Here is a 24,190-nt window from a genome sequence, read left to right as displayed (position 1 = left end):
AGGACCCGAACCATCAACCCCGACCCAACAACCAGGACCCGGAGAACCGGCGAACACAGCGCCGTTAACCACGCACACCCACATCAAAAACCAGCCACCAACACAGAGATCAACACCGCCACCCCGCACCACCACCAGGCACGTGAAAGATCGAGGCTAGTGCGGTCCGACATCAAAGGCGCCGACATGACCGTCCAGGCGCCCAGCTGCGCAGACTGGAATGTCGGCCAGTTAGTTCGGCATCTTGGTGGCGCCCATCGCTCGGCCGAGGCACAGGCGCTCATCCACCGCGCCGACGCCGCCCTTTGCGCTCGGTATGACCTACACGGTCGACCCCGACCTGGCGATCGACGCTATCGACGAGTGGATGCGCCTCACCGCGATGCCGGTGATTTTCGAGATCGACCCCGGCAGGCGCAAGCTGCTCGGGCCCGGCCGCAACCTGCACTTCCATGCCACCGACACCACACCAGAGAAGTCCGCGGAGTGGACGATCGATCTCACCGGCGACGTCATCACATGGCATCGTGGTCGTGCGAAGGCGGCTGTGGTCTCGGTGCGGGGACCTGTGGCCGATCCTCCTTGTCTGCTACCGACGCCTACCTGTTCGTCGCAACGGAATAGCGATCGTCGGCGACAGCCAGCTGCTCGACCTGTGGCTGGAGGCGGTCCCGTTTGGTTGACTCGACTTGGGGTTTTCGTAGCCTCCGCACCCTAAACGTCCGCGCCGGAGCACTGAGCTGTCGCCGATTCCGGGCAGCACCTGGGCGGTGAGGGCCGTGCTGGTGGTCGTGGACGCTGGTTGATAAGGGGTGGCGACTGGTCGCTGACTTCCTCGCCGAAACGGAGTGCGGATCTGTCATTGGAGCGGTGGTGACCTGCGCAGACCTGGGGTCAGGGCGAGTGCGGCCGCCGCGGTTGCGCCGACTGTGGCGATTGCTACCGCGCCGACGCTCAGTGGTGCCACTGTGAGGAGGGCGCCGGCCAGCAGTGGGCCGACGGCAATTCCGGCAGTTCCGATCCCGCCAACGAGGCCGAACACGTGGCCTTGGTCGGCGGGCGGGATGCGCTCGTACTCGATGGTGATGAAGGTGGCCGAGAAGAGTCCGGAGCCGAAGCCGGCCGTGAGCATCGCGCCGACCACGGCGGGCACCGGTGCCTGGGACGCGATGAGGATGAACGGTGGCACGAGTGCGAGCAGGACAGCGGTCGCCATCAGCAACCGTCGGTCGAGGCGGGGCCCCAGGATGCCTGCGAGTGAGGAACCGGCGATCGCGCCGATCCCGCTCGCGGTGAGGATGGCCGCGAGCTGGGGCGCGCTGTGGAGAACTGTCTGCCCATAGACGGGGGCGAGGACGCTATTCCAACCGGACATGGCGACAGCGAGCGCGAGCATGATCGTGATCAGCCGCACGAGAACGCGGTCTGCCCGCAACACCTGGGCTGCTGATAGCAGTGACGGTCGGTGGTCCTGGCGGGGTTGGCGTTCGGCTGGCAGGAACAGCTGGATGGCCAGACCGGAGACGAGGAAGGTCGCGGCATCGACGACGAGAGCCCACGGAGCGCCCACCAGGGCGATGGTGGCGCCGGCGAGGGGTACCCCGATCACCTTCGCGAGCTCGAGGGAGGCGAGATACGGTCCGCTGACAGTCTCGGTCGTCGTCTCTGCCAGGCGTGCCGTCTGCGCGAGCATGACCATGCTGGCGGCGACGGCGGGGGTGCGAAGGAGGCCGTTGACCGCGACCAGGACCAGGAGGAGGGGGTAGGCGATCCCGGTGGTCACGTGCAACACGGGAACGGCGAGGACTGCGAGGCCTGCGACAACGTCGGAGATGACGCGGGTACCGCGCGGGCCGAGATGCCGGATGACCGACCCGGCGAACAGTGACGCTGCCGCGACCGCGAGAAACTCGCACGTGGCCGCGATGCCGGTGAGCGCCGTGTCACCGGTGGTCTGGAAGACAAACCATGGGAGGGCGACCAGACTCATCGCTCCGCCGACGGTGGAGACAAGATTGGCGCCCATAAGGGCGGCCAGGGGAGCACGTCGGCGAGGTCGCGTTACCGTCACGTAGGAAGTTTACGGCGTAAACGTGTACGGTGTAAACGTGCGGGAGTCGCGCGAAGCCGAGCCGTGGAATGCGCCGTCAGGCGGAGTGCCAGTGAGCCGCCGCGACGAGATCGTCGACGCTGCGATCGCCATCTCCGAAGAGGTCGGCGTTGACAACCTGTCGATGCGGCTGATCGGCAAGCGGATGGGTACCTCGGCCATGGCGATCTACCGGCACGTCCCTAGCCGGGAGGCACTCCTCGACGCCATGGTGGGCCGCGTCCTCGCCTCCGTCGCACTGCCTGGACCGGAGAAACCGTGGCCAGAACGCCTCCGGGTGATCGGACACGGGTTGCTCGATGCCGCCCAAGCCAACCCGACCGTCTTCCCGATGGTGCTCACCCGCACCTACCAGGCCGATGAGGCGATTGCTGTGATGCGGTCGATGTATGAGGTGCTGGCCGAGGCTGAGGTACCGCCGGATGCCGTGCCGCGCGTCGAACGCATGGTCAGCACGGCCTTGATCGGTTACGCCGTAGCCGCCTCGACTGATGCCTTCTGGGCCGTGGACCCCACACTCGCGTCCGGTGAATTGAGAGTTCCTGACGTCCGGTCGGCCGGGGGAGCCCCCGAACGCTGGCACGACGAGCTGGACCAAAACGTGGACGACCTCGTCATGCTGGTGCAGTCCCTTGCAAGAAAGGATCGGCGTAGCGAAGATCCTTGACTCGATCTGTCCGTACGAGGATCGCCACCGAACACCTACAGCCGCTCAAGGCAGCCAGTGAGACCTTCTACGACGGCGAGCACGTCAACCGAGCGATTGCGAGTGGCAGACGAACTGCCCGCCGTGGAATCGTGCCGAGCTTGTCGTCCACACCGCTGGCAGCATCAGAACAAGCGACTTCCGTACTGTGCAGGAGCAGCGTTTCGACCGGAGCCGATCCCATACGCACAGCCCAGGTTAGTTCTGGGGCTCCGGGAGTCGGGGATGCTCGGTCGGGTAGAGCGCAACCATGAATGCGTGGGCCTTGCCTGGATTTCGTCTGGGCAACTGCGCGAACTCGTTGACCAGGTCCAGGACGCGGCGGTAGAACTCCTCGGCGTCTGCGTCGTCGATCCAGGCGTAGCGCTTGATCGCGCGGAGATTGTCGTCGATGTGAGCGGGAGCGGCCTCGGCTGCCCACTCGGCCATTCGGTTAGGGATCAGCTCGGTCTGTTCAGGCGTGATCTGGCCGACGTAGAAGACTCGTGCGGTTCTCCCGTAGAAGCGTTCCTCTTGTCCCCGGATGGTGCGCGTTCGTACGACCTTGAGCATCCCGGCGTCGGTCAGGAGATCGACGTGATAGGCGACCGTGCTCTTTGGGCGCTTTACCGCAGAGGCTAGTTCTTGCACCGAGGCCGCCCTCTCGAGCAGTAGTTCGAGCAGGGTGCCGCGGAAGGAGTCGAACATCGCCTTGAGCTCCTGGGTGGACGTGACGATGCGCACGTCGTCGAGCTCGTAGTCCGGCACCTGCTGACTGGTCGACATTTCTCGATTACTCCGCTACTGTGACTGCTCGAAATATCTGGATTAGTTTCGCGGCCAGGCTACGCGTCGCGGCACGAAACGATCAACTACACGCGATAAGCGCCAGGCGAGGGATCTCGTGACCGGCGAGGGCGGATGGGAATCGAGGCTGGACATGGTTGTCGTGGATGTGGAACACGTTGGAGGGTCTTCCTGGGAACCGGCGGCGTCGAGGATCGAGTGCGCCGGACGTCGGCCGCACCCGGCGAAACGCTGCCTGACCTCGGATGAGGTGCCGAATGCCTGACAGGACGGCGGCCAAGCCATACACCGTCCGCCCGCTCGATGCGTCGACATGGGATGCCTTCGCGGAGTTGGTCGAGCGTAACGGTGGGGTATTCGGCGGATGCTGGTGCATGGGCGGTCACCCCGAGGCCGCGCAGGAAGGCCTGGACAAACGCGCCGCGAAGGAAGAGCGCGTACGCACGGGCCGAGCCCATGCCGCGCTGGTATTCGATGCCGAAGGCGTTGCCCAAGGTTGGGCGCGTTACGGCAGCCTCGAAGAGCTGCCGGGAATCAGTCACCGGCGCGCGTATGAGCAGGATCCACCACCGCGGCCAGACTGGCGCATCAGCTGTTTCTACGTCGACAAGCGTCACCGCCAGCAGGGCGTCGCCCGGGCCGCCCTCGAAGGGGCGCTCGACCAGATCGCGCGGGCAGGCGGAGGGCTCGTCGAGGCGATCCCTGAGGTGACCACCGGGCGCACGGCGCATGGCCGGTTCCTGTTCAACGCGACGGTCGAGCTGTTCGAGCAGAACGGATTCCAGCGCGTACGCCAGGTCGGCAAGCACGCATGGATCGTCACCCGCGTCCTCGACCCCGCCTGACCTCCGTCGAGGTCACACCAGGCCCCGGCCCGAGCATCCGGATCCGCCCACAGTTATCCATCTGGCCAGAGCCCGTTCGACGAGCAAGGAGATCGCTATGACCACCCTGTCAGATCGACCCAACACCGCTTTGATGGTGATCGACGTCCAGAACGGCGTGGTGGCCGATGCGTACGAGCGCGACAGCGTCGTCGCCAACATCGGCACACTCGTCGACCGGGCTCGCGAAGAGGGCGTCGCCATCGTGTGGGTTCAGCACTCCTCCGAGCAGATGAGGAAGGGCAGTGACTCCTGGGCGTACGTCTCGGAGCTGACGCGCCAGGAGCCAGAACCGTTGGTGCACAAGACATTCGCCGATTCCTTCGAAGACACCGACCTCGAGGACGTACTGGCCAAGGCTGGTGTCGGACGCCTGGTCGTGACAGGAGCGCAGACGGACGAGTGCATCCGGTCTACGATCCACGGCGCCTTTGTACGTGGCTACGACGTGACTCTCGTCGGCGACGCGCACACAACGGAGGATCTGAGCCCGTGGGGTGCTCCACCGCCGGACAAGGTCATCTCGCATACGAACCTCTATTGGCAGAACCACTCGGCGCCCGGCCGCACTGCCGGAGTCACGGAAACAAAGGACGTGACGTTCAGCGGCTGAAGGGCCGGCATCGGAGCGAGCCGACTGTCAAACGAACCGGCATGCTGCGCCGACGGCATCCACCGTCGAAGACGACCCTGGCCGGCTTGATCAAGCACATGGCCTCAGTCGAGGAGTGCTGGACCGCGGACGCTCAAGGTCGTAAACCCGACCTGCCGTGGGATCCGGCCGAAGCCGAGGAGGACTGGGACTGGAACTCAGCGGTCACCTTCGCGACCAGCCTGTCCGTGACCAAGCCCTTCACCGGACGCGTCGTCGTCTTCGGTTCGGCATCCGGAGAGGCCAGCCTCACGACCCACGACCTGGTCTTCGCCCACCAGGTACAGGTCAAGGGACCGCACATAGGCGCATTGGCGACCGCGGCGCCTTCCATCTACCGAGGTCTGCTCGATGAGATCGAAACGCTCATTGAGCAAGGCGTGTATATCCCCGGCACTCCACACATTCATCCCCTCAGCGACGGCCCGGCCGTGCTCCAAGAACTTGAAGCGGGCGTGACGCACGGCAAGCATGCCCTCGACCCAACGCGATGGGGTGAGCATTGTGAGCCATCGCAACGCTCCGCTGTCGGAACGCTTGGACACTGCCACCCTCGTTCACCCGAACGCTGGCTCGTCGACGGGCGACAGCTCAGAACCCGCGCCGGGACGACGAATCAACGCCGCGGAGCAGCTCGACCAGCGGCATGTCGGCCATGGAGGTCAGCACCATGTCGGCGTCGTGGAGGGGGAGCTGCCTTGTCATCGCGTTGGGGACGACGACGCAGGACAGTCCGGCCGCCCTCGCCGCCGCCAGTCCGTTGGGGGAGTCTTCCAGGGCGATCGCCCGCTCCGGCGCGACGCCGAGTGCCTCGACGGCGACCTGGTAGAGCGCCGGGTCCGGCTTGGTCCTGCGTACGTCCTCGGACGTCTTGACGGTGTCGAAGTGCTCGGTCAGGCCGAGCCGGCGCAGGTGCCCGTCGACCCAGCTCAGCGGGGAGCTGGACGCCAACCCGATCTTGAGGCCGTGTTCTCGCGCGTCCCGGAGATACGCCTCCACGCCGGGCAGGATCGGGTTGGCCGCGATCAGCTCGTGGACGCGGGCCCGCTTGGCGGTACGGATGGCTGTCCGGTCGACGCTTCGGCCGCTCAGGTCGGCGAGATGGGCGTACGGATCCCAGCCGTGATCGGAGCTGCCGATGCACTGCGCCCAGATCTCGATCTCCAGTACGGCGTCATGGGCGGCGAAGATCTCCTGCCACGCCTGGAACTCCGGTACCTCGGTGTCGAGGATGAGCCCGTCGAAGTCGAACACCAGGGCCTCGAAAACCGGGGCCTCGAACGCCGGCATGGGTCGCGGTTCAGCCGGGCCGTCACCGTCCTGCACCTCAGATCTCTCCACGACGACCATTCTGGGTTGTCGTAGGTCCGACGTGGTCGACGACCCGCGGAGGCGCCCTCGGATGCCCCGGGCGTCGAGGGGGAGGTAATTGCCCGGGCGGGCCACCTAGGCTCCGGGCATGGCAGCGCGCGACAACCGTCGGGAGCCCCGGCCACGTGGCCGCCCGCCGCACCCTGACGTGCTGACGCCCACCGAGTGGGCGGTCCTGCTGAAGGTCCGGGAAGGGCTAGGTAACGCCGAGATCGCCCAGATCCGCGGATGTCGCGTCGACACCGTGAAGTACCACGTCGCGAACATCGTCGGGAAGCTGCAGCTCACCGACCGGGCAGCCCTGCAGCGCTGGTCCGGCCGACCACTCGGGGACGAGCCAGGGCCCGGGATCGACCTCGCCCGGGCCGAGAGGAGACAGAAGATGGCCACCACGACCGCACCAGGCACGCTCACCGGGATCGCACCGATGTTCCTCGTCGACGACGTGGCGAGGACCGCCGAGTGGTACCGCGACCACCTGGGTTTCGACATCGGCGACTACCTCCGCGAGGACCACGCGCATGGCCGAATGCACGAGAGCCTCGGTGAGCCCGTCTTCGCGATCCTGCACCGCGACGGCCAGCGGGTGATGCTGGGGCGGACGACGGAGCGCGGCAGGGGCGTGCACTCCAACCAGGACTTCAAGAAGATGTCCTGCGACGCGTACTTCTGGGTCGAGGACGTCGAGGCGTTGTACGCCTATGCGAAGGCGGCCCGCGTGACCTTCCTGCAGGACCTGCACGACCGGTACTACGGCCTGCGCGAGTTCCAGCTCAGGGACTGCGACGGTCGGGTTCTCACCTTCGGCGGAGACCTGCCTGGCAGCTGAGCAGTCCCTGACGTGGACGGAGCTGGGTTCCTCCTGTTTGGGAGAAACACCTGGAGCGCGGTCGTCGTCCGGCTGACATTCAGAACGTTGGCCTCGGGACGGCATCGGATCAGGCATTGGCGACAACCCGTTCGAACCCGTCGATCCCTTACCCGGTTGGACTGTCCTACGTCCGGCGCCCCTGGTGACGTGACCCCAGGGCCGGCCATACTCGAAGGCCCGCGTCCCAGAAGGAGTCCACGTCATGCAGATCGAGGCCATGGAGATCGAGTCCGCCGTTGACAAGGCGCTCGCGCGCCTGGACCTCGCGACGAAGGCGAGCCTGCTTGCCGGCAAGGACGTCTGGTCGCTCCCGGCTGTGCCCGAGATCGGGTTGAAGTCGCTGGTGATGTCCGACGGGCCGATCGGCGTACGCGGAACCCGGTGGACGCCCGACGACCCGTCGATCGCGCTGCCCAGCCCCACCGCGCTCGCGGCGACCTGGGATCCGGAGCTGGCCCGGCGTGTCGGGCGGCTGCTCGCCCAGGAGGCGCGCCGCAAGGGCGTGCACCTGCTGCTGGCGCCGACGGTCAACCTGCACCGGAGCCCGCGCGGTGGTCGGCATTTCGAGGCGTACTCCGAGGATCCGTTCCTCACCGGCCGGATCGGGGTGGGCTACGTCGCGGGTGTGCAGGACGGCGGCGTCGGTGTGACCGTCAAGCACTATGTGGCGAACGACTCCGAGACCGACCGGTTCACCGTCGACGTGCGCGCGTCGGACCGGGCGCTGCGCGAGCTCTACCTCGCGCCGTTCGAGGCGATCGTGCGCGAGGCCGGCGCCTGGGGTGTGATGACGGCATACAACAAGGTCGACGGCACGACGATGACCGAGCACGACGGGCTGGTGAACGGCGTGCTGAAGGGCGAATGGGGCTTCGACGGGGTGAATGTCTCCGACTGGACCGCGGCCCGCGACACCGTGGGTGCGGCGCTCGGTGGTTTGGACGTCGCGATGCCCGGGCCGCGGACCGTCTTCGGCGAGGCACTGGCGCGCGCCGTCGAGGAGGGCAGGGTGCCCCTGACCGTCGTCGACGAGGCCTGCCGCCGGGTGCTGCGGCTGGCGGCGCGGGTGGGTCTGCTCGCGGGCGCGGGACCTGTCGTGGCGCCCGAAGCGCTCCCGGAACCGGTCGACGGCGAGGGCCTCGCGCGTGAGGCGGCGAGCCGGTCGTTCGTCCTGCTCCGTAACGACGGCCTGCTCCCGCTGGACCCGGGCCGGCTCACGCGAGTGGCGGTCATCGGTGCGGCCGCGGCCGAGGCGCGCGTCCTCGGCGGTGGTTCGGCACAGGTGTTCCCGGAGCGGGTCGTCTCGCCGCTCGACGGTCTCCGGGCGGTCCTGCCCGAGGTGACGTACGCCGTCGGCGCGGATCCGCGGACCAAGCTCGCTCCCGCGGCCGGCGACTTCGGGCTGCACGCGGTGTTCCGGGCCGCCGACGGCACGGTCCTCGGTACGCAACCGCTCCAGGACGGCTCTGCCCGCTGGCTGGGCGACCTGCCGGACGGAGTAGACCTCGCGGCCCTGGACAGCGTCGAGGTCGCGGGCGAGTTCACACCAGCCATCGCTGGCACCCACCGGTTCGGGATCGCCGGTGTGGGGGACTACCGGCTCGTCGTCGACGGTGTGGAGCGGTTCGCCGGCCGGCTGGAGGCCGACAGCGACGATCCTGGCGCGGCGCTACTGAACCCGCCGGAGCTGCGCTTCGACGTCGACCTCTCGTCCGGACGTCCGGTCCAGGTGTCGCTGACCCACCGGGTCGCCCGTGCCGAGGACCGCGACGAGGGTGCGTTCATCACGTTCCGGCTCGGCCATGCCACTCCGACGCCTCCGGCGGACGCGCTGATCGAGCAGGCCGCTGCGGCTGCCGGAACCGCGGACGTCGCGATCGTCGTGGTGGGAACGACCGAGGAGGTCGAGTCGGAGGGTTTCGACCGGTCGAGCCTCGCGCTCCCCGGACGTCAGGACGAGCTGGTCCGGAAGGTCGCGGCCGCCAACGCACGCACGGTGGTCGTCGTCAACGCCGGCTCGCCGGTGGAGATGCCGTGGCGCGACGAGGTGGCGGCCGTCCTGCTGGTCTGGTTCCCGGGCCAGGAGGCCGGCGCGGCCCTGGCCGACGTACTCACGGGAGTCGCCGAGCCCGGCGGGCGGCTGCCGACCACCTGGCCGGTGGCCGCGGCCGATTGCCCCATCCTCGACGTCGAGCCGGTCGCCGGTGTGCTGGCGTACGACGAAGGGATCTTCATCGGATACCGCGCATGGCAACGCCGGGAGGGCCCCGCCCCGGCGTACTGGTTCGGGCACGGTCTCGGTTACACCGACTGGTCGTACGACACCATCGACGTACGACCGGCGAGCGATCCGGATCTCGCCGAGGTGACAGTCGGCGTCCGCAACACCGGCACCCGGGCCGGCCGGGAGGTCGTCCAGGTCTACCTCGCGGCCGAGGCGCCCGAACCCGAGCGGCCCGCCCGCTGGCTCACCGGTTTCGCGAGCGTCAGCGCGGCGCCGGGAGAAGCCGCCGAGGTGACCGTCACCGTGCCTCGCCGGGCCGCCGAGGTCTGGGACGACGGCTGGACACTCGTGCCCGGAACCTACCGGGTGGAGGTCGGCAGAAACGCCGCCGACGTCCGGGTCACCGCACCGCTGGCGCTCGGGTCCTAGAAACGCGGACCCGCTTGGGTCGGAGAAACCCGGACAACAACCGTCCCGGGATGGTCATCGCTCCGGGTCCTTCGTACGTGTACAACGTGATGGACATGCCGAGCGACGACTACGACGAAGGGCACATTCGGAGTTTTACGGGAGCCTTTCCGGACCTGTTCCCGCGGGCGGTACGCCTGGCCCGCCGGATCCTCACCGACCAGGCATCGGCCGAGGATGTGGCGGCGGAGGCCCTGACTCGTGCGTACGCGGCCTGGGACCGGATCAACACCTCCGCCGGCCACCGCACCGCATGGGTCCTGAGGGTCACCACCAACCTGGCCATCGACGTCGTACGCCGGCGGGCGAACCTGGAGAGAGTGACCGAGGCGTCGCCCTTCGAGCTCGAGACCCTCGGATCGTCACCGGGCCAGGTGGACGAGCAGGACGCCGCCACCACCCGACTGGTCCTCATCGACGCGATGCGCGGGTTGCCACGCCGCCAGCAGGAGGCGATCACCCTGCGGTATCTCGCCGGCCTCAGCCAGGTCGAGACCGCCCAGGCGCTCGGCGTCAGCACGGGAACCGTGGCGAGACATGTCCATCGCGGTCTCGCCGGCCTTCGGACCCACCTGGCCGAGTTGCAGCCGGCGATAGCAGGGATCACGGAACTCGTCGAAGGAGGACGCATGAAGATCAGTTCGTTGCAGGAGGCAGTGGAGCTGCAGGGCACCGACACCGTTCTCGAAGCGCACGTGACCGGGGTACTGCCCGGCGAGTGGGGGTGGAGCGTCGACGTCGGAATCCCCGCCGTCCTTGTCATGCGCGGACGACGCCACAGGCCGATTGGCGACGACGACCTGTCCGCGCTCGTGGGCGAGGACGTCGACTGCGTGGTCGCCGAAGTCGACCTGGACCGCGAACGCATGGTCGTGGCGCGGGTGATGAGTGGTGTGGACGAGGAGGAGGAGTACGCCCGACGCCACCGGCTCGTGGCCGGGATTCGGCCCGGCGAGCTGCGGTCGGGACGGGTGCACTCGCTCGTACCGTTCGGTGCGTTCGTGGACATCGGTGGCCTGCATGGACTGGTGCACGTGTCGGAGCTGGGGCGGTCGGTCGACCATCCGGGCGAGGTCCTTCAGGTCGGCCAGGACGTGGACGTCGAGGTCCTCGACACGAACGTCGAGCTCCAGCGGGTCGCGCTCCGCCTCCATCAGATCGCCTCAACGCAGTGAGACTCCCGCCGCCTCCTCGTGTCCGGCACGGTTCGGGCGTACGGCACCATGGGAAGCTGCCGTGCGACGAAAAAGGCGGGTGTGATGGGAGTACGTAGCGACTATCTGGCCGTTGCCGACTCGGCCGTGGCGTTGCTGAAGGATTTGGCGGTCGCGTCGAAGTGGGACGGACCGAGTGCGCTCGAGGACTTCAGCGTCGGAGGGCTCGCGTTCCATCTGGCCAACCAGATCTTCCATGTCCCGCAGACGACACCGTCCTCCGGTCCGGCGATCTCGCTCGCGGAGAACTACGCCCGGGCCGCCTGGGTCGGCAAGGACGCGTCGCACGAGGTGAACGTCGGGATCCGCCAGCGCAGCGAGAACGACGCCACAGAAGGCGTTTCGACATTGATCAGCCAGGTCGAGGCCGCGCTCGCCGAGGTCAGGGCGTTGATCGCCGAAGCACCCGAGGACCTTGTCGTCCACATCGAACGGGCAGGTTGGGACCTGACATTCGACGACTTCCTGACGACCCGGCTGATGGAGCTCGTCGTCCATTCCGACGACCTCGCGGTGAGCGTGGGAGTTCCGACGCCTCCCGTGCCCGAGTCGGCGGCGCGGACGGTCGTGGATCTGCTGAGCGGGATCGCGGTACGACGGCACGGTGCGACGGCGGTGATCCGGGCTCTGTCCAGGGCCGAACGCGCGCCCTCGACGATCGCCGCCTTCTAGCGCGGACGGTCAGCTCTCCCTGGCTCTGGCCCCGGCCCGGAATGGCTGGTGGCCGCCGGCGCCTTCGGACACGCGCCGGTCCTCAACCGGGCTGGGCAGCCAGTTCGGCGATCCGGCTGACCCGCGCGGCGACCACCGGGTGGTCGCGGGGGATACCGCGTTCGGGAGCGAGCCAGCCACACAGTTCAGGAAGACCGTGTACCACCGCCGACCGCCTGATCGACTCCAGGTGGTCGGGCGGCAACGGCTGGACCCGCTGGTAGCCCTCGAGCAGCACCGGCAACAGCGGGACGCCCAACACCTCCGGGGCGTTGAGATGGAAGAACCCGAGGTCGAACAGGGAATCAGTACCTCGGATCTCGCCGAAGTCGATGAGTCCGGTGTACGCACCACGCTGGACGAAGATGTGGGCCAGCGTGAGGTCACCGTGCGCGAGGGTGGCGGCCGGCACGGGGCGGGCGATCTCCTGCTCGACCAGCCGTTCGATGGCGTCGAGAGTCTCGGTGCTGAAGGCGGTGGCGAGTGGACCCGGCCATGTGTGGCGTGGCGGAAGGCCGTCGATGACGAAGCTGCCGTAGGTGTCGAGCTGCGCCTGTAGCGGCCCGGGTCCGCGCCGCTGGATCCAGCCGAAGCCCTTCACCGGATGCTGGTTGAGCCGGGCGAGGTCGGCGCCCGCCTCCTGGAGTGCCGTGGTCGCACCCGACCGGACCGAGACCTGTTCGAGGGGGACGCCGTGGATCTCGGTGGTGATGAGGACAGAGCGCCCGAGCGCGGGGTCGAACGGCTCGACGTGGACCGGCTCGGGAACCCGGACACCCAGCTGGCGGAGCTGGCGGAAGAGCTCCGCCTCCGCCTCGAGATTCTCATCGGCCTCCTCCGCGAGCCGGAGATAGAACGTCTCGCGGTCGCGGCGCAGACGGTAGACCTGGGTACGGAGGCCGTCAGGTGTGCGCTGACAGGAGACAGGCACCGTGGTGCCGAACGCCCTGGCGACGAGGGCGTCAAGAGCAGCCTGGTCGACGTCGGGCTTGCGGGCGAGCACGGGCAGGTATCTGGGCCCTTCATGCATGGCGGTAACCGTACGGATGTCCCTTTTCGAAGTAAATGCCCAAACCGGACATCTCCCGATCGGCTCACGGCATGGGTTCGACCCGCCACGCGTCGCCGTCCGGCCGGAGCCGCCAGACATCTGTCACCCGGAGGGTCCAGCCGTCGCCGTTCAACGTGGTGGGAAGGGACGGCGGGGATCCGTCCGGAAGGGTCGAGGCATCGAGCGGCACCCAGATCTCGGACCAGTCGGGCGTGAGGAGCGCGCCGCCTGGTGCGACGAGTTCGCAACCATCCGGTGAGCGCCAGGCGACGTGGCGATAGACGGTGCCGATGTCGAGGGGTGTGACCTGGCCCGGACGGAACGTCAGCCCGTTCCGCTGCCAGCGGATTCGTAGCACTCTCGATGCCGCGAACCGCTTCCTGAGCACGTCGACCTTGGCTTGCTGCCGCTTCTCACGGGCGGCTTCGAGTCGTCGTACACCCTCGAGTCCGTACGCTTCTCCACGCGTTTCGGCGGCGGCCAGGTCGTGGTTCTCAACCGTCTCGGTCAGCAGCGCCTGGAGGTCCTTGACGACCTGCAGCCGACGTCGCCGTTCGCTGCCGGTCGCGTCGAGAAGATATCCGTACGCAGGTCCGGTGTGGTACGGAAAGCTGCGTACCCACGACACCTCGTCACCGTCAGGAAGGTCCTGCACATGCTCGGCCAACGCCTGCGGTGAAGCGCCCGAGAGCCGCCAGCCGGTGTACTCCGCCATTCCTTCGGCGATGTCGAGGTTCTGTTCGCGCATCGCCTCTGCCGCCGTCGCATGCAGACCTCGACGACGGCGGAACAGCAGAGCATCGGCCGCCGCGGATCGCCACTCGTCGTTCGTTCCCACGAGCGCGAGAGCACGGGAGAGGGCGACGCTTTCGAGTCGTAACCAGGTCCGCCCGTTCGCGGTGTCGAGCAGGTCGGCTCCAGGGACGCCGGTGGTCTCGATCGAGGTGATGTCGGAGAAGAGTTGCGGTTGCACCACTACGTGCCACGCTTCGTGGAGCAACTCGCGCACGGCCGCCTTATCGGTGTCGTGGAAGGAGAACTCGCTGGCCGCCCATCGCCTACCCGCCCACTCGAGCGAGGTACTTCCGAGTGCGAAGTCCGGCGGCCGTGGGCCCGACCACAGGCCTTGACCGTCAGGTGCGTAGCCCGGTCGGCACGGATCGGCGGTGAGCAGGATGCGGTCGTCCTCGATGCCCATCCACGAGACGTCCGCGAGCGAGATGCCCCACAGGTCACCGTCATCGGCAACGAGACAGGCTCGTGCGGTGGAGACGAGGTCGGCGAAGCGTGTCATGGCCGCACGTCCAATCGTGACTGCCGCAAGGCGGCGATGGCGGCCTCCAGCACGTCGTCCCGGCCGGCGGCGATTCCCTCTGGCGTTGGCGCGACGAGGATGTCGGGGTGGATGCCGAGGTTCTGGAACCGGCCACCAGCAGGTCCTCCCACCGCTCATCTGGAACGGTCAGGCTCGGATGGTGGAAGTACAGCTCGCCCCACACACGCGCCAGTCCGGTCAGTCGCTCGATCCGCGCGGAGTCGCCAGCCATTGGTCGAGTATGACCCGGTTTCGCACGCGTCCTCGGGCACGCGGACCGTGTTGCGATTTTCGCAACGTACGCATAGGCTCGATCTCATGGCCGACTCCACCGCGACACGGGTGCGCGCACTGATCGAGTCCAGCGGGCTCACGCAGTCGGCGTTCGCCGCCAGAGCGGGGCTGGACGCGTCGAAGATGTCCAAGTCACTGTCGGGTGTGCGGCGGTTCACCTCGTTGGACCTCGCTCACATCGCTGAGCTCGGCGACGTGACCGTCGACTGGCTTCTCGGCGGGAGGGCCGGCCCGCCCGCGGTGGCTGCCCGCGCGGAGAGCTCCCATGACGGTGGAGTGGATGCGGGCGTTCGCGAGGCGACCCGCCTGGCGCAGGCGCGGGAGGATCTCGCGTTCCTCGGCTATGCGCAGGCATCGGGCACGGTGCGTTCGGTCGACGCTCACGACCGGCCGGCGGACAATGGCGCCCGCCTCGCCGCCCGGGTCGTCGACCAACTCCGCGACGCGGGAGGCGATCCGCTTGCCCGGGATCTCGCGTCCGTCGTCGAGCACTACTTCGGCATCGACGTCGCCGTGAGCATGATTCCGGCCGGGTGTGACGGCCTGGCCTGGCACGACCAGCACACCCGGCTCATCCTGGTGGCGACGAGCGAGTATCCGACCCGGCAACGCTTCACGGTCGCTCACGAGCTGGGCCACCTGCTGGCCGGCGACGACCAGGGCCTCTCGATCGACAAGGACGTGATGGATCCGGAACGCCGGCGCCATCCGTCCGAGGCCACCGCCAACGCCTTCGCCGCCGCGTTCCTGCTTCCGGAGGATGCGTTGCGCGACGCTGTACCGAGCGACGGCGGGTTGTCGGTCGATGACTTCGCCGCGCTGGTCATGCGCCTCTCCGTCTCGCCCAGCACCCTCGCCTACCGCCTTCACGCCCTCGGCCTCATCGCGACCCCGCTTCGGGAAGAGTTCCGTACGCTGACGACCGCCGCATGCGCGTTCCGGGTGGGGCGGAGCGGTGAGTTCGCTGACTGGATCGAGTCGAGTCGCCGGTCGCGGCTCCCCGCAGCGCTCGTCCGGGACACCTTCACGGCCTATCTCGATGGCAAGGCCACCCTGCGACCGTTCGCCAACCTCGTCGGTGTCGATGTCGACATCCTGCGGCGGGCCCTCGAGACGCCGGCTGAACCGGGCGCCGGCGATCCGGAGCCCGAGTTCGTTCCGTGACCGCCTACTGGTTCCCCGACAACACCGTCCTCTGCAACTTCGCGGCGGTCGACAGCCTGGCGCTACTCGAGGAGACTCTCGCCGGGCGCGGTCGCTGGGTGGAGGCGATCGCCTTCGAGGCGGACCGATCGGCAAGGACCTACCCGTGCCTCGCGACGATCGGGCGCGACGGTTGGCTCGGCAAGCCCGTCGAGATCACCGAAGCCCACGACATCCACCAGATCGAACGCCTCCGCCGCGCGGTCTTCGGCGGGCCACCGCGGCAGGCGCTGCGCCACCTCGGCGAAGCCCAGACCTGTTACGTGATCCAGTCTTGGCCCGAGTTCGCCGGCTCGCACTGGGTGAGTGACGACCGGGAGGCGTTACGGTACGCCCGGCTGGCCGGCATACCCACCTGCGACACCGCAGGTCTGATCAGCGAGGCGATCGCGGGCGACCTTGTTTCGCGTACGCACGGCTATCAGCTCATGCGCGACATGCTGTCCGCCGGCCGCCACCCCCGCGTCCCTTCCCATCCCGCCAACCTCTGAATCCCGCCAACCTCTGAATCCCGCCAACCTCTGAATCCCGCCAACCTCTGAATCCCGCCCACCTCTGAAGGCGAGGTAGTCGTCGATCGACGGTGGGACCACTCGGACAGGTCGCCAGGACCGTCCGAGCCGTCATGCGCTGATCAACTTCTGGCGAAGTGGGCGAAGCCTCGCCCGAGGGATCTCACCAGCCGCGGGAACGCCATTCGTCGAGGTGGGGGCGTTCCGCGCCGAGGGTGGTGTCGGCACCGTGACCCGGATAGACCCACGTCTCGTCCGGCAAGTGGTCGAACAGCTTGCGCTCCACATCGCCCAGGAGGCTCTCGAAGTCCTTCTTCGACCCGTGCGTGTTGCCGACCCCGCCGGGGAAGAGGCTGTCACCGGTGAAGATGTGCGGCCGGCCGCCCGGCTCGTCGTACAGCAGGGTGATCGAACCCGGCGTGTGGCCGACCAGATGGATCACCTCGAGTGTGCACGAGCCCACCGACACCTGGTCTCCGTCGCGTAGGACCTCGTCGGTCGGTACCGGGATCCCCTCGGCGTCGTCGACGTGCGCCGCGGTCCGGGCGCCGGTGTGTGCCACGACGTCGGCGAGCGCCTGCCAGTGGTCGCCGTGCCGGTGGGTGGTGACCACACGCGCCAGCGGACCGTCGGCGTCGAGCAGGCCGAGCAGCGTTGCCGCTTCGTTGGCGGCGTCGATGAGGAGCTTCTCGCCGGTCTCGCGGCATCGGAGAAGATAAGCGTTGTTGTCCATCGGACCGACCGCGACCTTGGTGAGGACGAGGCCGGTGAGCTCCCGTACCGCAGGTCGTCCGCCAACCGTTACTTTTCCGTCGTACGCCACAACTCGTCACGCTAGCGCACCGGACACCCGGCTCCGCGGTAGCCCTGTGCCCAGGTGTCGCCCGGCGACACCTGGGCCGGCCGCGGCAATTCGGTGGACTGGACGTGAGATCCTTACGTGTTGTGACGGACCTTCCCCAGCTGCTGACAGACCGACTGGCCCGTGCCTTCTCCGAGGTTGCCGGCGATCACGCCGACCCCGCGGTCCGGCGTTCCGACCACGCCGACTACCAGGCAGACGGCGCACTCCCGCTGGCGAAGAAGCTCCGCCGCCCCCCGCGCGAGATCGCGGCCGCGATCCTCAACGTCGCCAAGATCGAGGACCTCGTCGCAAAGGCTGAGATCGCGGGTCCGGGGTTCCTCAACCTCACGGTCGCCGACTCCGCGCTGTCACGACTTGTCGAGGAGATGGCCGCCGACGAGCGCCTCGGTATCCCGAAGACGACCGAGCCCGAGCGGACGCTCATCGACTACTCCGGGCCCAACGTCGCCAAGGAGATGCACGTCGGGCACCTGCGGTCGACGATCATCGGCGATGCCCTTGTCCGGCTCCTCGAGTACCTCGGCCACGACGTCGTACGTCAGAACCACCTCGGCGACTGGGGTACCCCCTACGGCATGCTGATCGAGCACATGATCGACATCGGCGCAGGCGAGGCCGCGGCCGAGCTGTCCGTCGGTGACCTGGGCGCGTTCTACCAGGCGGCCAGGCGGGCGTTCGACTCTGATCCGGAGTTCGCCGACAGGTCCAGGCGCCGTGTCGTGCTCCTCCAGAGCGGAGACCAAGAGACGTTGGCGCTGTGGCGGCTTCTCGTCGAGGAGTCCGCACGCTACTTCGAGGCCGTTTACGAACGGCTGGATGTGCGCCTGCGGCCTGGTGACATCGCGGGGGAGTCGAGCTATAACGATCAGCTGTCATCCGTCATCGATGAACTCGTGCAGGTGGGCCTGGCGGTCGAGAGCGACGGCGCACTCTGTGTCTTCCCGGAGGGGTTCGATGGTCGCGAGGGTAGACCGCTCCCGCTCATCCTTCGTAAGAGTGACGGCGGCTTCGGTTACGACACCACGGACCTTGCTGCTCTCCGGTACCGGGTGCGCGAGCTTGGTGCGCAACGGCTGGTCTACATCACTGACATGGGCCAGCGACTCCACTTCGAGATGGTCTTCGAGGCGGGACGCGAGGCCGGTTGGCTGGGCAAAGGTGCACGGGCCGAGTTCGAGGGCTTCGGGATTGTGCTCGGGCCCGATCGCAAGCGGCTCAGAACGCGTGCCGGCGATTCGGTCAAGCTCATTGACTTGATCGAGGAAGCAGTGCGCCGAGCCACCGCGATCGTCGCCGACAAGGCCCCGCACCTGTCGGCGTCCGAACAGCAGGAGGTCGCGCAGATCGTGGGCATCGGTGCCCTCAAGTACGCCGATCTGTCCAATGACCGGATCAAGGATTACGTCTTCGACTGGGACCGGATGCTGTCCTTCGACGGCAACACGGCGCCGTATCTCCAGTACGCCCGTGCGCGGATCCTGTCGGTGTTCCGGCGCGGCGAGATCGACCCGGCGAGCATCAAGGGCTCCGAGGTCGTGCTCACCGCCCCGGAGGAGCACCGGCTCGCGCTGCGGCTCGCCGAGTTCGAGGGCGTGCTGCACAAGGCGGCTGAAGGCGTCGAGCTGCACCGGATCTGTGGGTACCTCTTCGACCTGGCCACGGCGTTCACGGCGTTCTACGAACACTGTCCGGTTCTGCGTGCCGAGGACGAGAAGACGAAGACCAGCCGGCTCGTCCTCTGCGACGTGACCGGGCGGGTCCTCGCCACCGGGCTCTCCGTCCTGGGCATCTCGGCTCCCGACCGCATGTAGGAGCCCCCTGTTGCGGCGCTGGTCACTCGGTGCCGCCACAGCGCGGTCGCCGACCGAGTGGACGCTCGGCGTGGAAGGATGACAGTCATGAGTGAGTCCGTGAGCACGACAGTCGAGCTTCGCGCCGCGATCGACCGGAGCGGTTACTACCCGGATGTCGTCGCCGACGCGCTGGAGACCTGCCTCGCCGGCGAGCGGGTGCTGTCGTACTTCGTCCACCACGAGCCGACGTTCACCCGCGACGAGGTGACCCGCCACATCACCGTGCTGGTCCTCACCCCGACGCGGCTCATCGTGGGCCACACCGACGAACACCCCGCCGACGACAGCCTGCCGACGCCTTACGCCACGGCGTCGACCGAGGCGGTACCCATCGACCGGGTGAGCTCGGTCGTGGTGAGCCGCGTGGTCGCCAACCCGGCGGCGTACGAACCAGGCGGGGCCGTGCACTCGGCGATCCTCACTGTCGGGTGGGGAGCGATGGGACGTCTGGAGCTGGAGCCGGCCGCCTGCGCCGACCCCAACTGCGAGGCCGACCACGGCTACAGCGGCACGTTCTCTTCCGACGACGTGACGGTCCAGGTCAGCTCGGCCGCCGAGGGTGGCGACGCCGTCGGGCGCCTGCTCGGGTTCGCGCAGGAACTGTCGAGCGTGTCCCGGCGCCCGTCGGTCCGGTGAATGCTGGTCCTCCCGAAGTACGGCGAGGCCGCCCTCTCTGATCTCGTCGCGGCCGCGATGGCGGGTCTGGAGGTCGACAGCGCGCGGAACCTGCTCGGGCTGCCGCCGGCGAGGCGGTACGTCGTCCTCCTCATCGACGGACTCGGCTGGAACCTGCTGCGGACCTACGCCACCGAGGCGCCGTACCTCGCCGGGCTCGCCGACCAGGGCGGGCGGCCGCTGACCGCGCCGGTGCCGTCCACGACCTCGACGAGCCTGGTCAGTTTCGGCACCGGGCGCCCGCCCGGTGAGCACGGGGTGGTCGGCTACACGATGCTGGTGCCGGGCACCGACCACCTCCTCAACACGCTGCGCTGGAACACCACCGTCGAGCCACTGCTCTGGCAGCCGCACGCCACCCTTTTCGAGCAGGCCGAACGAGCCGGCGTCGCGGTGACATCGGTGTCACCCAAGGCGTTTCGCGGCTCGGGCCTCACCGTGGCGGGGCTCCGCGGTGGCGAGTTCGTGGCGGCCGACAGTGCCGGGCAGCGGATCGCATACACCGCGGAGGCGTCCGCCCGCGGCCAGCGCAGCCTGGTCTACCTGTACGAAGGAAGCCTCGACTGGACCGGCCATCGGGACGGCTGCCACTCGCCGGCCTGGAGGCACCAGCTGTCAGCGACCGACGCCTTCGTCGCGCGACTCCGTGCGGCGTTACCCGCCGACGCGACCCTGCTCATCACCGGCGACCACGGCATGCTCGACGTACCCTTCGACCGACGGGTCGACGTCGACAGCGACCCGCGACTCCGTGCGGGGGTCTACCTCGTCGGCGGTGATCCACGGTTGCGCTACCTCTACACCGAGCCTGGGGCGACCGACGACGTGGTGGCGGCCTGGCGCGAACGGCTCGGGCCCGACGCGATGGTGCTCACCCGGGACGAGGCCGTGACCCAGGGCTGGTTCGGTCCCGTGGACGAACGGGTGCTGCCGCGCCTGGGTGATGTCGTGATCGCTTCGCTCGGCGATGTCGCCGTGGAATGTGCCGCCGAGTTTCCCATGGAGGCGAGCCTGCTCGGCTGGCACGGCTCACTCACCGCCGACGAGATGCTGGTACCCCTCCTCGTCGCCGCCTGATCCGTGGGAATGATCACGCATACGTGATCATTTCCCACGACACACGCAAATTTGCCGTGCATCGTTGGTACTTGCCAGGTAAGCGTGATCATTCACGTCCGGCGCGTCGGTGGCACGGGTGTGAGGTAGCCCACCCTTTTCGACCACGAGTCGATCACGGCGTGTCTCGCAACCTGAGTTTGCAAGGATGGCTCGCCGTGGCCGAACTCGTCTTCTTCACCGGAACGATGGACTGCGGCAAGTCCACACTCGCCCTCCAGCTGGACTACAACGCGCGTCAGCGTGGGCTTGCTGGGCGTCTGTTCACCTGCCATGACAGGGCCGGGCAGGCGACGCTGTCCAGCCGCCTCGGACTGACCGTGCCGGCGATCGAGGTCAAGGCTGATCTCAACCTGCAGCGCCTGGTGGTGGGGGAGATGACCGCGGGCGCGCGGATCGACTACCTGATCTGCGACGAGGCACAGTTCTACTCGGGTGAGCAGATCGAGCAGCTCGGCCGCATCGTCGACGAGTTGAGCGTCGACGTCTACGCGTTCGGGATCTTGACCGACTTCCGGACCCGGCTGTTCGAAGGCAGCCAACGCCTGGTGGAGCTGGCCGACCGGGTAGAGGCCCTGCAGGTGAGGTCGCTGTGCTGGTGCGGCCGGCCCGGCACCCACAACGCGCGCACCGTCGGCGGCGTCATGGTCACCGAGGGCGAGCAGGTGGTGATCGGCGACACCGACGAGGTGCGGGCGCTCGACCTCGGCTACGAAGTGCTGTGCCGGCGCCACCACCGGCGGAAGGTGACTGCGCACGTCGGCAACTCAGGATCGCTGTCGCCCGACGTCCTTCCGTTCGGCACCAGCAGCTGACCCAACGACGACCGGGAAACGCGCGACGGCCCCGTACGCAGGAACGTCCGCGCCAGCTCAGCACTCCTGCAGGAACCGGTCCAGCACCCGCGCCCCGAACCGCAGCCCGTCGACCGGCACGCGTTCGTCGACCCCGTGCGCCATTCCCCGGAACGCATAGTCGGGCGGCAGGCGCAGCGGCGAGAAGCCGTAGCCGGCGATGCCGAGCCGGGCGAACGCCTTCGCGTCGGTGCCGCCCCCCATGCAGAACGGCACGACGACCGCCTCGGGATCCTCGGCCCGCAGCGCGTCGCCCATGGCCCGGAACCACGGCGAGTCCACGGGCGCTGCGACGGCCTCGGTGTAGTCGAGCGTTTCGCGGCTGACGTCGGGGCCGAGCAGTTCGTCGATGGTGGCGAGGAACTCCTCCTCCGTGCCGGGCAACGCGCGCCCGTCGAGCAGGGCGTGGGCGGTGCCGGGGATCACGTTGATCTTGTATCCGGCGTCGAGCATGGTCGGCGTGGCCGTGTTGCGCACCGTGCCGGCAGCCAGCAGGCTCGCCCGGCCGAGGCGTTCGAGGGTGCCGTCGATGTCGGTCAGGTCGACGGGGACGTTCAGGGCCGCGCCGGCGTGTTCGAGGTAGGCCTGGACCGTCGGCGTGAGGCGTACCGGCCACTCGTGGTCCGCAATCCGGCCGAGCGCCTTCGCGAGCTTCACGACCGCGTTGTCGGGGTTGGGCCGAGACCCGTGCCCCGCCCGCCCGCGTGCGGTGAGCCGCAGATGGATGGTGCCGCGCTCGCCGGCCGCCACCGGGTAGAGGCGTACGCCGTCGACATGGAACGTATGCCCACCGGACTCGCTGATCGCCGCCGTACACCCGGCGAACAGGTCGGGGTGGTTGTCGACCAGCCAGTTCGCGCCGTAATCGCCGTGTGCCTCCTCGTCAGCGACGAACGCCACCACGATGTCGCGCCTCGGCTCCACCTCCCGGACCGCCCACGACCGCAGCACGGACAGGACCATCGCGCACATGTCCTTCATGTCGATCGCACCCCGGCCCCACACGTAGCCGTCCTGGATCCTTCCGCTGAACGGCGGCACGGACCACTCACTCGGATCGGCGGGTACGACGTCGAGGTGGGCATGGACGAGCAGCGCGTCGGCCTCGGGGTCGCGGCCGGCGATCCGGGTGACGACGTTGGCCCTCCGGGGAGCGGACTCGAGCGTCTTCGGTACATAACCCGCAGCCGCCAGCGTGTCGGCGACGAACGCAGCCGCCTCGCGCTCGCCCACGGAGTCGCCAGGTCCGCGGTTGGTGGTGTCGAACCGGATGAGCTCGGCGCAGAGCTCCTCGACGCCATCGTCGGGGTGGCCGGACGACCCGGAATCCTGCGTACTGGCTGGGCTCACAGCGGTCCTTCCTGGCTGGGAGGTGTGTGGGGTCTGGGGACGTGTGCGGTCGTGGCCCTTCCTCCGGACGCTAGGCGAGGGCAGGTTCGGTCAGTCTCAGCCTGGCGGTACCGGTCTGGGCGTCTGATTCCAGCTCGACCTCGCTGCCGAGCGGGACCGCGAGCTGCCCACGGCAGTGGCCGAACCCGAGCTCCCAGACGATGGGTACGCCGAGATCGCCCAGCCGGTCGGACAGGACCTCCCGGACGTCGGCGAGTTCACCACAGTCGACCCACGAGCCGAGGGCGATGCCGGCCACGTTGCGAAACCACCCGGCCCGGCGGAGGTGGCTGAGGTACCGGTCGATGCGGTACGGCTCCTCGGTGACGTCCTCGAGCAGCGCGATCGCCCCCGGAGGCGGCGGTGCGATCTCCGGGACCCCGGCACCACTCGCGACCAGGCTCAAATTGCCGCCGACCGCGATCCCGCGTGCCCGACCAGGTACCAGTGGCGCGGCCCGCGGACTCTCGAGCAGCACGCCAGCATCGGGCGCGAACAGCATGCGGCGCAGATTGTCCTGGGCCACCGGGTCGTCGACGAAGGAGCCGCTGCCCACCATCGCGCCGAAAACGGTAGGGATACGCAGCCGCGAGCCGATCACCTGGTGGAGTGCCGTGATGTCGCTGGACCCGGTGAAGACCTTGGCCGGTGCTGCGGCGAGTGCGTCCCAGTCGAGAAGGTCGAGAGTCCGCATCGCACCGTAGCCGCCGCGGGCGCAGAACACCGCGACCGTCTCCGGATCGCACCAGGCCCGCGTCAGGTCCTCGGCCCGTTGTCCGTCCGTACCGGCGAGATAGTCGAACCGGGGATGCCGGGCGTGTACGTACGTGCCGAGGCGTACGTCCAGCCCCCAGGCCGACAGGATCGCCACCCCCTTGTCGAGCAGGTCCGGCGCCACTGGTCCGGCGGGCGCCACGACGCTCACCCGGACTCCGGCGCGAAGTCGCCGGGGCCGGTCGTTCTGGCGGGGCCGGTCGTTGTGGCGGGGCCGGTCGTGCTGGCGTCCCCCGTGTTGTCCTGGCATCGATGCCACTCCTTCTCGCCGCGCCCGTCGACAGCACTTCGG

24 protein-coding genes and 1 pseudogene are annotated in these 24,190 nt (G+C 68.5%); 15 read left to right on the top strand and 10 right to left on the bottom strand.

Going from position 1 to position 24,190, the window contains the following annotated elements; translation table 11 throughout:
• The first annotated feature begins 12 nt into the window (after nt 1-12).
• Nucleotides 13-624 (top strand): maleylpyruvate isomerase N-terminal domain-containing protein, encoded by a 612-nt coding sequence (locus tag ABNF93_RS35025; protein WP_502877626.1) that lies wholly within the window; start codon nt 13-15, stop codon nt 622-624.
• A gap of 235 nt (nt 625-859) precedes the next feature.
• Here the strand turns inward: ABNF93_RS35025 and ABNF93_RS25850 are convergent, their stop codons facing one another.
• On the bottom strand, nt 860-2,071 hold the full coding sequence (locus ABNF93_RS25850) for an MFS transporter (RefSeq protein WP_349330776.1): 1,212 nt from the start codon (nt 2,069-2,071) through the stop codon (nt 860-862).
• A gap of 37 nt (nt 2,072-2,108) precedes the next feature.
• On the opposite strand from ABNF93_RS25850, the gene ABNF93_RS25845 reads away from it, so the two are divergent.
• The gene (locus ABNF93_RS25845) at nt 2,109-2,777 is read left to right on the top strand and encodes a TetR/AcrR family transcriptional regulator (RefSeq protein ID WP_349330775.1); all 669 of its coding nucleotides are present in this window, start codon (nt 2,109-2,111) and stop codon (nt 2,775-2,777) included.
• Nucleotides 2,778-3,014: 237 nt separating this feature from the next.
• Here the strand turns inward: ABNF93_RS25845 and ABNF93_RS25840 are convergent, their stop codons facing one another.
• Nucleotides 3,015-3,581, bottom strand: coding sequence for a helix-turn-helix domain-containing protein (locus ABNF93_RS25840; RefSeq protein WP_349330774.1), 567 nt, complete (start codon nt 3,579-3,581; stop codon nt 3,015-3,017).
• A gap of 278 nt (nt 3,582-3,859) precedes the next feature.
• On the opposite strand from ABNF93_RS25840, the gene ABNF93_RS25835 reads away from it, so the two are divergent.
• From ABNF93_RS25835 to ABNF93_RS35020, 3 genes and pseudogenes are all read left to right on the top strand, one after another.
• Nucleotides 3,860-4,447: a GNAT family N-acetyltransferase gene (locus tag ABNF93_RS25835; protein WP_349330773.1), complete on the top strand. Its 588-nt coding sequence runs from the start codon at nt 3,860-3,862 to the stop codon at nt 4,445-4,447.
• Nucleotides 4,448-4,544: 97 nt separating this feature from the next.
• Nucleotides 4,545-5,099: an isochorismatase family protein gene (locus ABNF93_RS25830; protein ID WP_349330772.1), complete on the top strand. Its 555-nt coding sequence runs from the start codon at nt 4,545-4,547 to the stop codon at nt 5,097-5,099.
• A gap of 41 nt (nt 5,100-5,140) precedes the next feature.
• A pseudogene (locus ABNF93_RS35020) lies at nt 5,141-5,254 on the top strand (mycothiol transferase); the annotation flags it as partial.
• Between the two features lie 42 nt (nt 5,255-5,296).
• Here the strand turns inward: ABNF93_RS35020 and ABNF93_RS25825 are convergent.
• A complete protein-coding gene (locus tag ABNF93_RS25825; RefSeq protein WP_349330771.1) occupies nt 5,297-5,683 on the bottom strand; it encodes a hypothetical protein in 387 nt (128 codons plus the stop codon).
• A 46-nt stretch (nt 5,684-5,729) separates the two neighbouring features.
• On the bottom strand, nt 5,730-6,479 hold the full coding sequence (locus tag ABNF93_RS25820; protein ID WP_349330770.1) for an HAD family hydrolase: 750 nt from the start codon (nt 6,477-6,479) through the stop codon (nt 5,730-5,732).
• A gap of 118 nt (nt 6,480-6,597) precedes the next feature.
• Between ABNF93_RS25820 and ABNF93_RS25815 the strand changes: the two genes are divergently transcribed.
• The 4 genes from ABNF93_RS25815 (at nt 6,598) to ABNF93_RS25800 (ending at nt 11,958) form a co-directional block, all read left to right on the top strand.
• The gene (locus ABNF93_RS25815) at nt 6,598-7,338 is read left to right on the top strand and encodes a LuxR C-terminal-related transcriptional regulator (RefSeq protein WP_349330769.1); all 741 of its coding nucleotides are present in this window, start codon (nt 6,598-6,600) and stop codon (nt 7,336-7,338) included.
• A 244-nt stretch (nt 7,339-7,582) separates the two neighbouring features.
• Nucleotides 7,583-10,033 carry a beta-glucosidase gene (locus ABNF93_RS25810; RefSeq protein WP_349330768.1) on the top strand — a complete coding sequence of 817 codons (2,451 nt, stop codon included), beginning with the start codon at nt 7,583-7,585 and terminating at the stop codon, nt 10,031-10,033.
• Between the two features lie 50 nt (nt 10,034-10,083).
• Entirely contained in the window at nt 10,084-11,247 is a 1,164-nt protein-coding gene (locus tag ABNF93_RS25805) for a sigma-70 family RNA polymerase sigma factor (RefSeq protein ID WP_349330767.1), read from the top strand.
• A gap of 84 nt (nt 11,248-11,331) precedes the next feature.
• Nucleotides 11,332-11,958: a maleylpyruvate isomerase N-terminal domain-containing protein gene (locus ABNF93_RS25800; protein ID WP_349330766.1), complete on the top strand. Its 627-nt coding sequence runs from the start codon at nt 11,332-11,334 to the stop codon at nt 11,956-11,958.
• Nucleotides 11,959-12,040: 82 nt separating this feature from the next.
• Here ABNF93_RS25800 and ABNF93_RS25795 read toward each other — a convergent pair whose 3' ends face one another.
• The 3 genes from ABNF93_RS25795 to ABNF93_RS25785 all read right to left on the bottom strand — a co-directional run bounded on the left by ABNF93_RS25795 (nt 12,041) and on the right by ABNF93_RS25785 (nt 14,494).
• The gene (locus ABNF93_RS25795) at nt 12,041-13,027 is read right to left on the bottom strand and encodes a phosphotransferase family protein (RefSeq protein WP_349330765.1); all 987 of its coding nucleotides are present in this window, start codon (nt 13,025-13,027) and stop codon (nt 12,041-12,043) included.
• A 64-nt stretch (nt 13,028-13,091) separates the two neighbouring features.
• Entirely contained in the window at nt 13,092-14,342 is a 1,251-nt protein-coding gene (locus tag ABNF93_RS25790; RefSeq protein WP_349330764.1) for a hypothetical protein, read from the bottom strand.
• Entirely contained in the window at nt 14,339-14,494 is a 156-nt protein-coding gene (locus ABNF93_RS25785) for a hypothetical protein (protein ID WP_349330763.1), read from the bottom strand. The genes ABNF93_RS25790 and ABNF93_RS25785 overlap by 4 nt, the downstream gene beginning before the upstream one ends.
• Before the next feature lie 187 nt (nt 14,495-14,681).
• On the opposite strand from ABNF93_RS25785, the gene ABNF93_RS25780 reads away from it, so the two are divergent.
• Nucleotides 14,682-15,821: a helix-turn-helix domain-containing protein gene (locus ABNF93_RS25780; RefSeq protein ID WP_349330762.1), complete on the top strand. Its 1,140-nt coding sequence runs from the start codon at nt 14,682-14,684 to the stop codon at nt 15,819-15,821.
• On the top strand, nt 15,818-16,351 hold the full coding sequence (locus ABNF93_RS25775; protein WP_349330761.1) for a hypothetical protein: 534 nt from the start codon (nt 15,818-15,820) through the stop codon (nt 16,349-16,351). The genes ABNF93_RS25780 and ABNF93_RS25775 overlap by 4 nt, the downstream gene beginning before the upstream one ends.
• A 184-nt stretch (nt 16,352-16,535) precedes the next feature.
• On the opposite strand, the gene ABNF93_RS25770 is transcribed toward ABNF93_RS25775, so the two are convergent.
• Complete coding sequence (locus tag ABNF93_RS25770) at nt 16,536-17,195, bottom strand: MBL fold metallo-hydrolase (protein ID WP_349330760.1); 660 nt, start codon at nt 17,193-17,195, stop codon at nt 16,536-16,538.
• Nucleotides 17,196-17,317: 122 nt separating this feature from the next.
• On the opposite strand from ABNF93_RS25770, the gene argS reads away from it, so the two are divergent.
• The 4 genes from argS to ABNF93_RS25750 all read left to right on the top strand — a co-directional run bounded on the left by argS (nt 17,318) and on the right by ABNF93_RS25750 (nt 21,696).
• Nucleotides 17,318-19,048: an arginine--tRNA ligase gene (argS, locus tag ABNF93_RS25765; RefSeq protein ID WP_349330759.1), complete on the top strand. Its 1,731-nt coding sequence runs from the start codon at nt 17,318-17,320 to the stop codon at nt 19,046-19,048.
• Between the two features lie 87 nt (nt 19,049-19,135).
• Nucleotides 19,136-19,726 carry a DUF5998 family protein gene (locus ABNF93_RS25760; protein WP_349330758.1) on the top strand — a complete coding sequence of 197 codons (591 nt, stop codon included), beginning with the start codon at nt 19,136-19,138 and terminating at the stop codon, nt 19,724-19,726.
• The gene (locus tag ABNF93_RS25755) at nt 19,727-20,842 is read left to right on the top strand and encodes an alkaline phosphatase family protein (protein ID WP_349330757.1); all 1,116 of its coding nucleotides are present in this window, start codon (nt 19,727-19,729) and stop codon (nt 20,840-20,842) included.
• Between the two features lie 197 nt (nt 20,843-21,039).
• Nucleotides 21,040-21,696: a thymidine kinase gene (locus ABNF93_RS25750; protein WP_349330756.1), complete on the top strand. Its 657-nt coding sequence runs from the start codon at nt 21,040-21,042 to the stop codon at nt 21,694-21,696.
• Nucleotides 21,697-21,753: 57 nt separating this feature from the next.
• On the opposite strand, the gene ABNF93_RS25745 is transcribed toward ABNF93_RS25750, so the two are convergent.
• Both ABNF93_RS25745 and ABNF93_RS25740 read right to left on the bottom strand, forming a co-directional pair.
• Nucleotides 21,754-23,085, bottom strand: a complete 1,332-nt coding sequence (locus tag ABNF93_RS25745) for a M20/M25/M40 family metallo-hydrolase (RefSeq protein ID WP_349330755.1) — start codon at nt 23,083-23,085, stop codon at nt 21,754-21,756.
• A gap of 70 nt (nt 23,086-23,155) precedes the next feature.
• Nucleotides 23,156-24,148, bottom strand: a complete 993-nt coding sequence (locus ABNF93_RS25740; protein WP_349330754.1) for a S66 peptidase family protein — start codon at nt 24,146-24,148, stop codon at nt 23,156-23,158.
• Nucleotides 24,149-24,190 lie beyond the last annotated feature (42 nt).

This window comes from Actinopolymorpha sp. B9G3, from assembly GCF_040120725.1.
GTDB lineage: Bacteria > Actinomycetota > Actinomycetes > Propionibacteriales > Actinopolymorphaceae > Thermasporomyces.
This window is presented reverse-complemented; position numbering and strand designations above follow the sequence as displayed.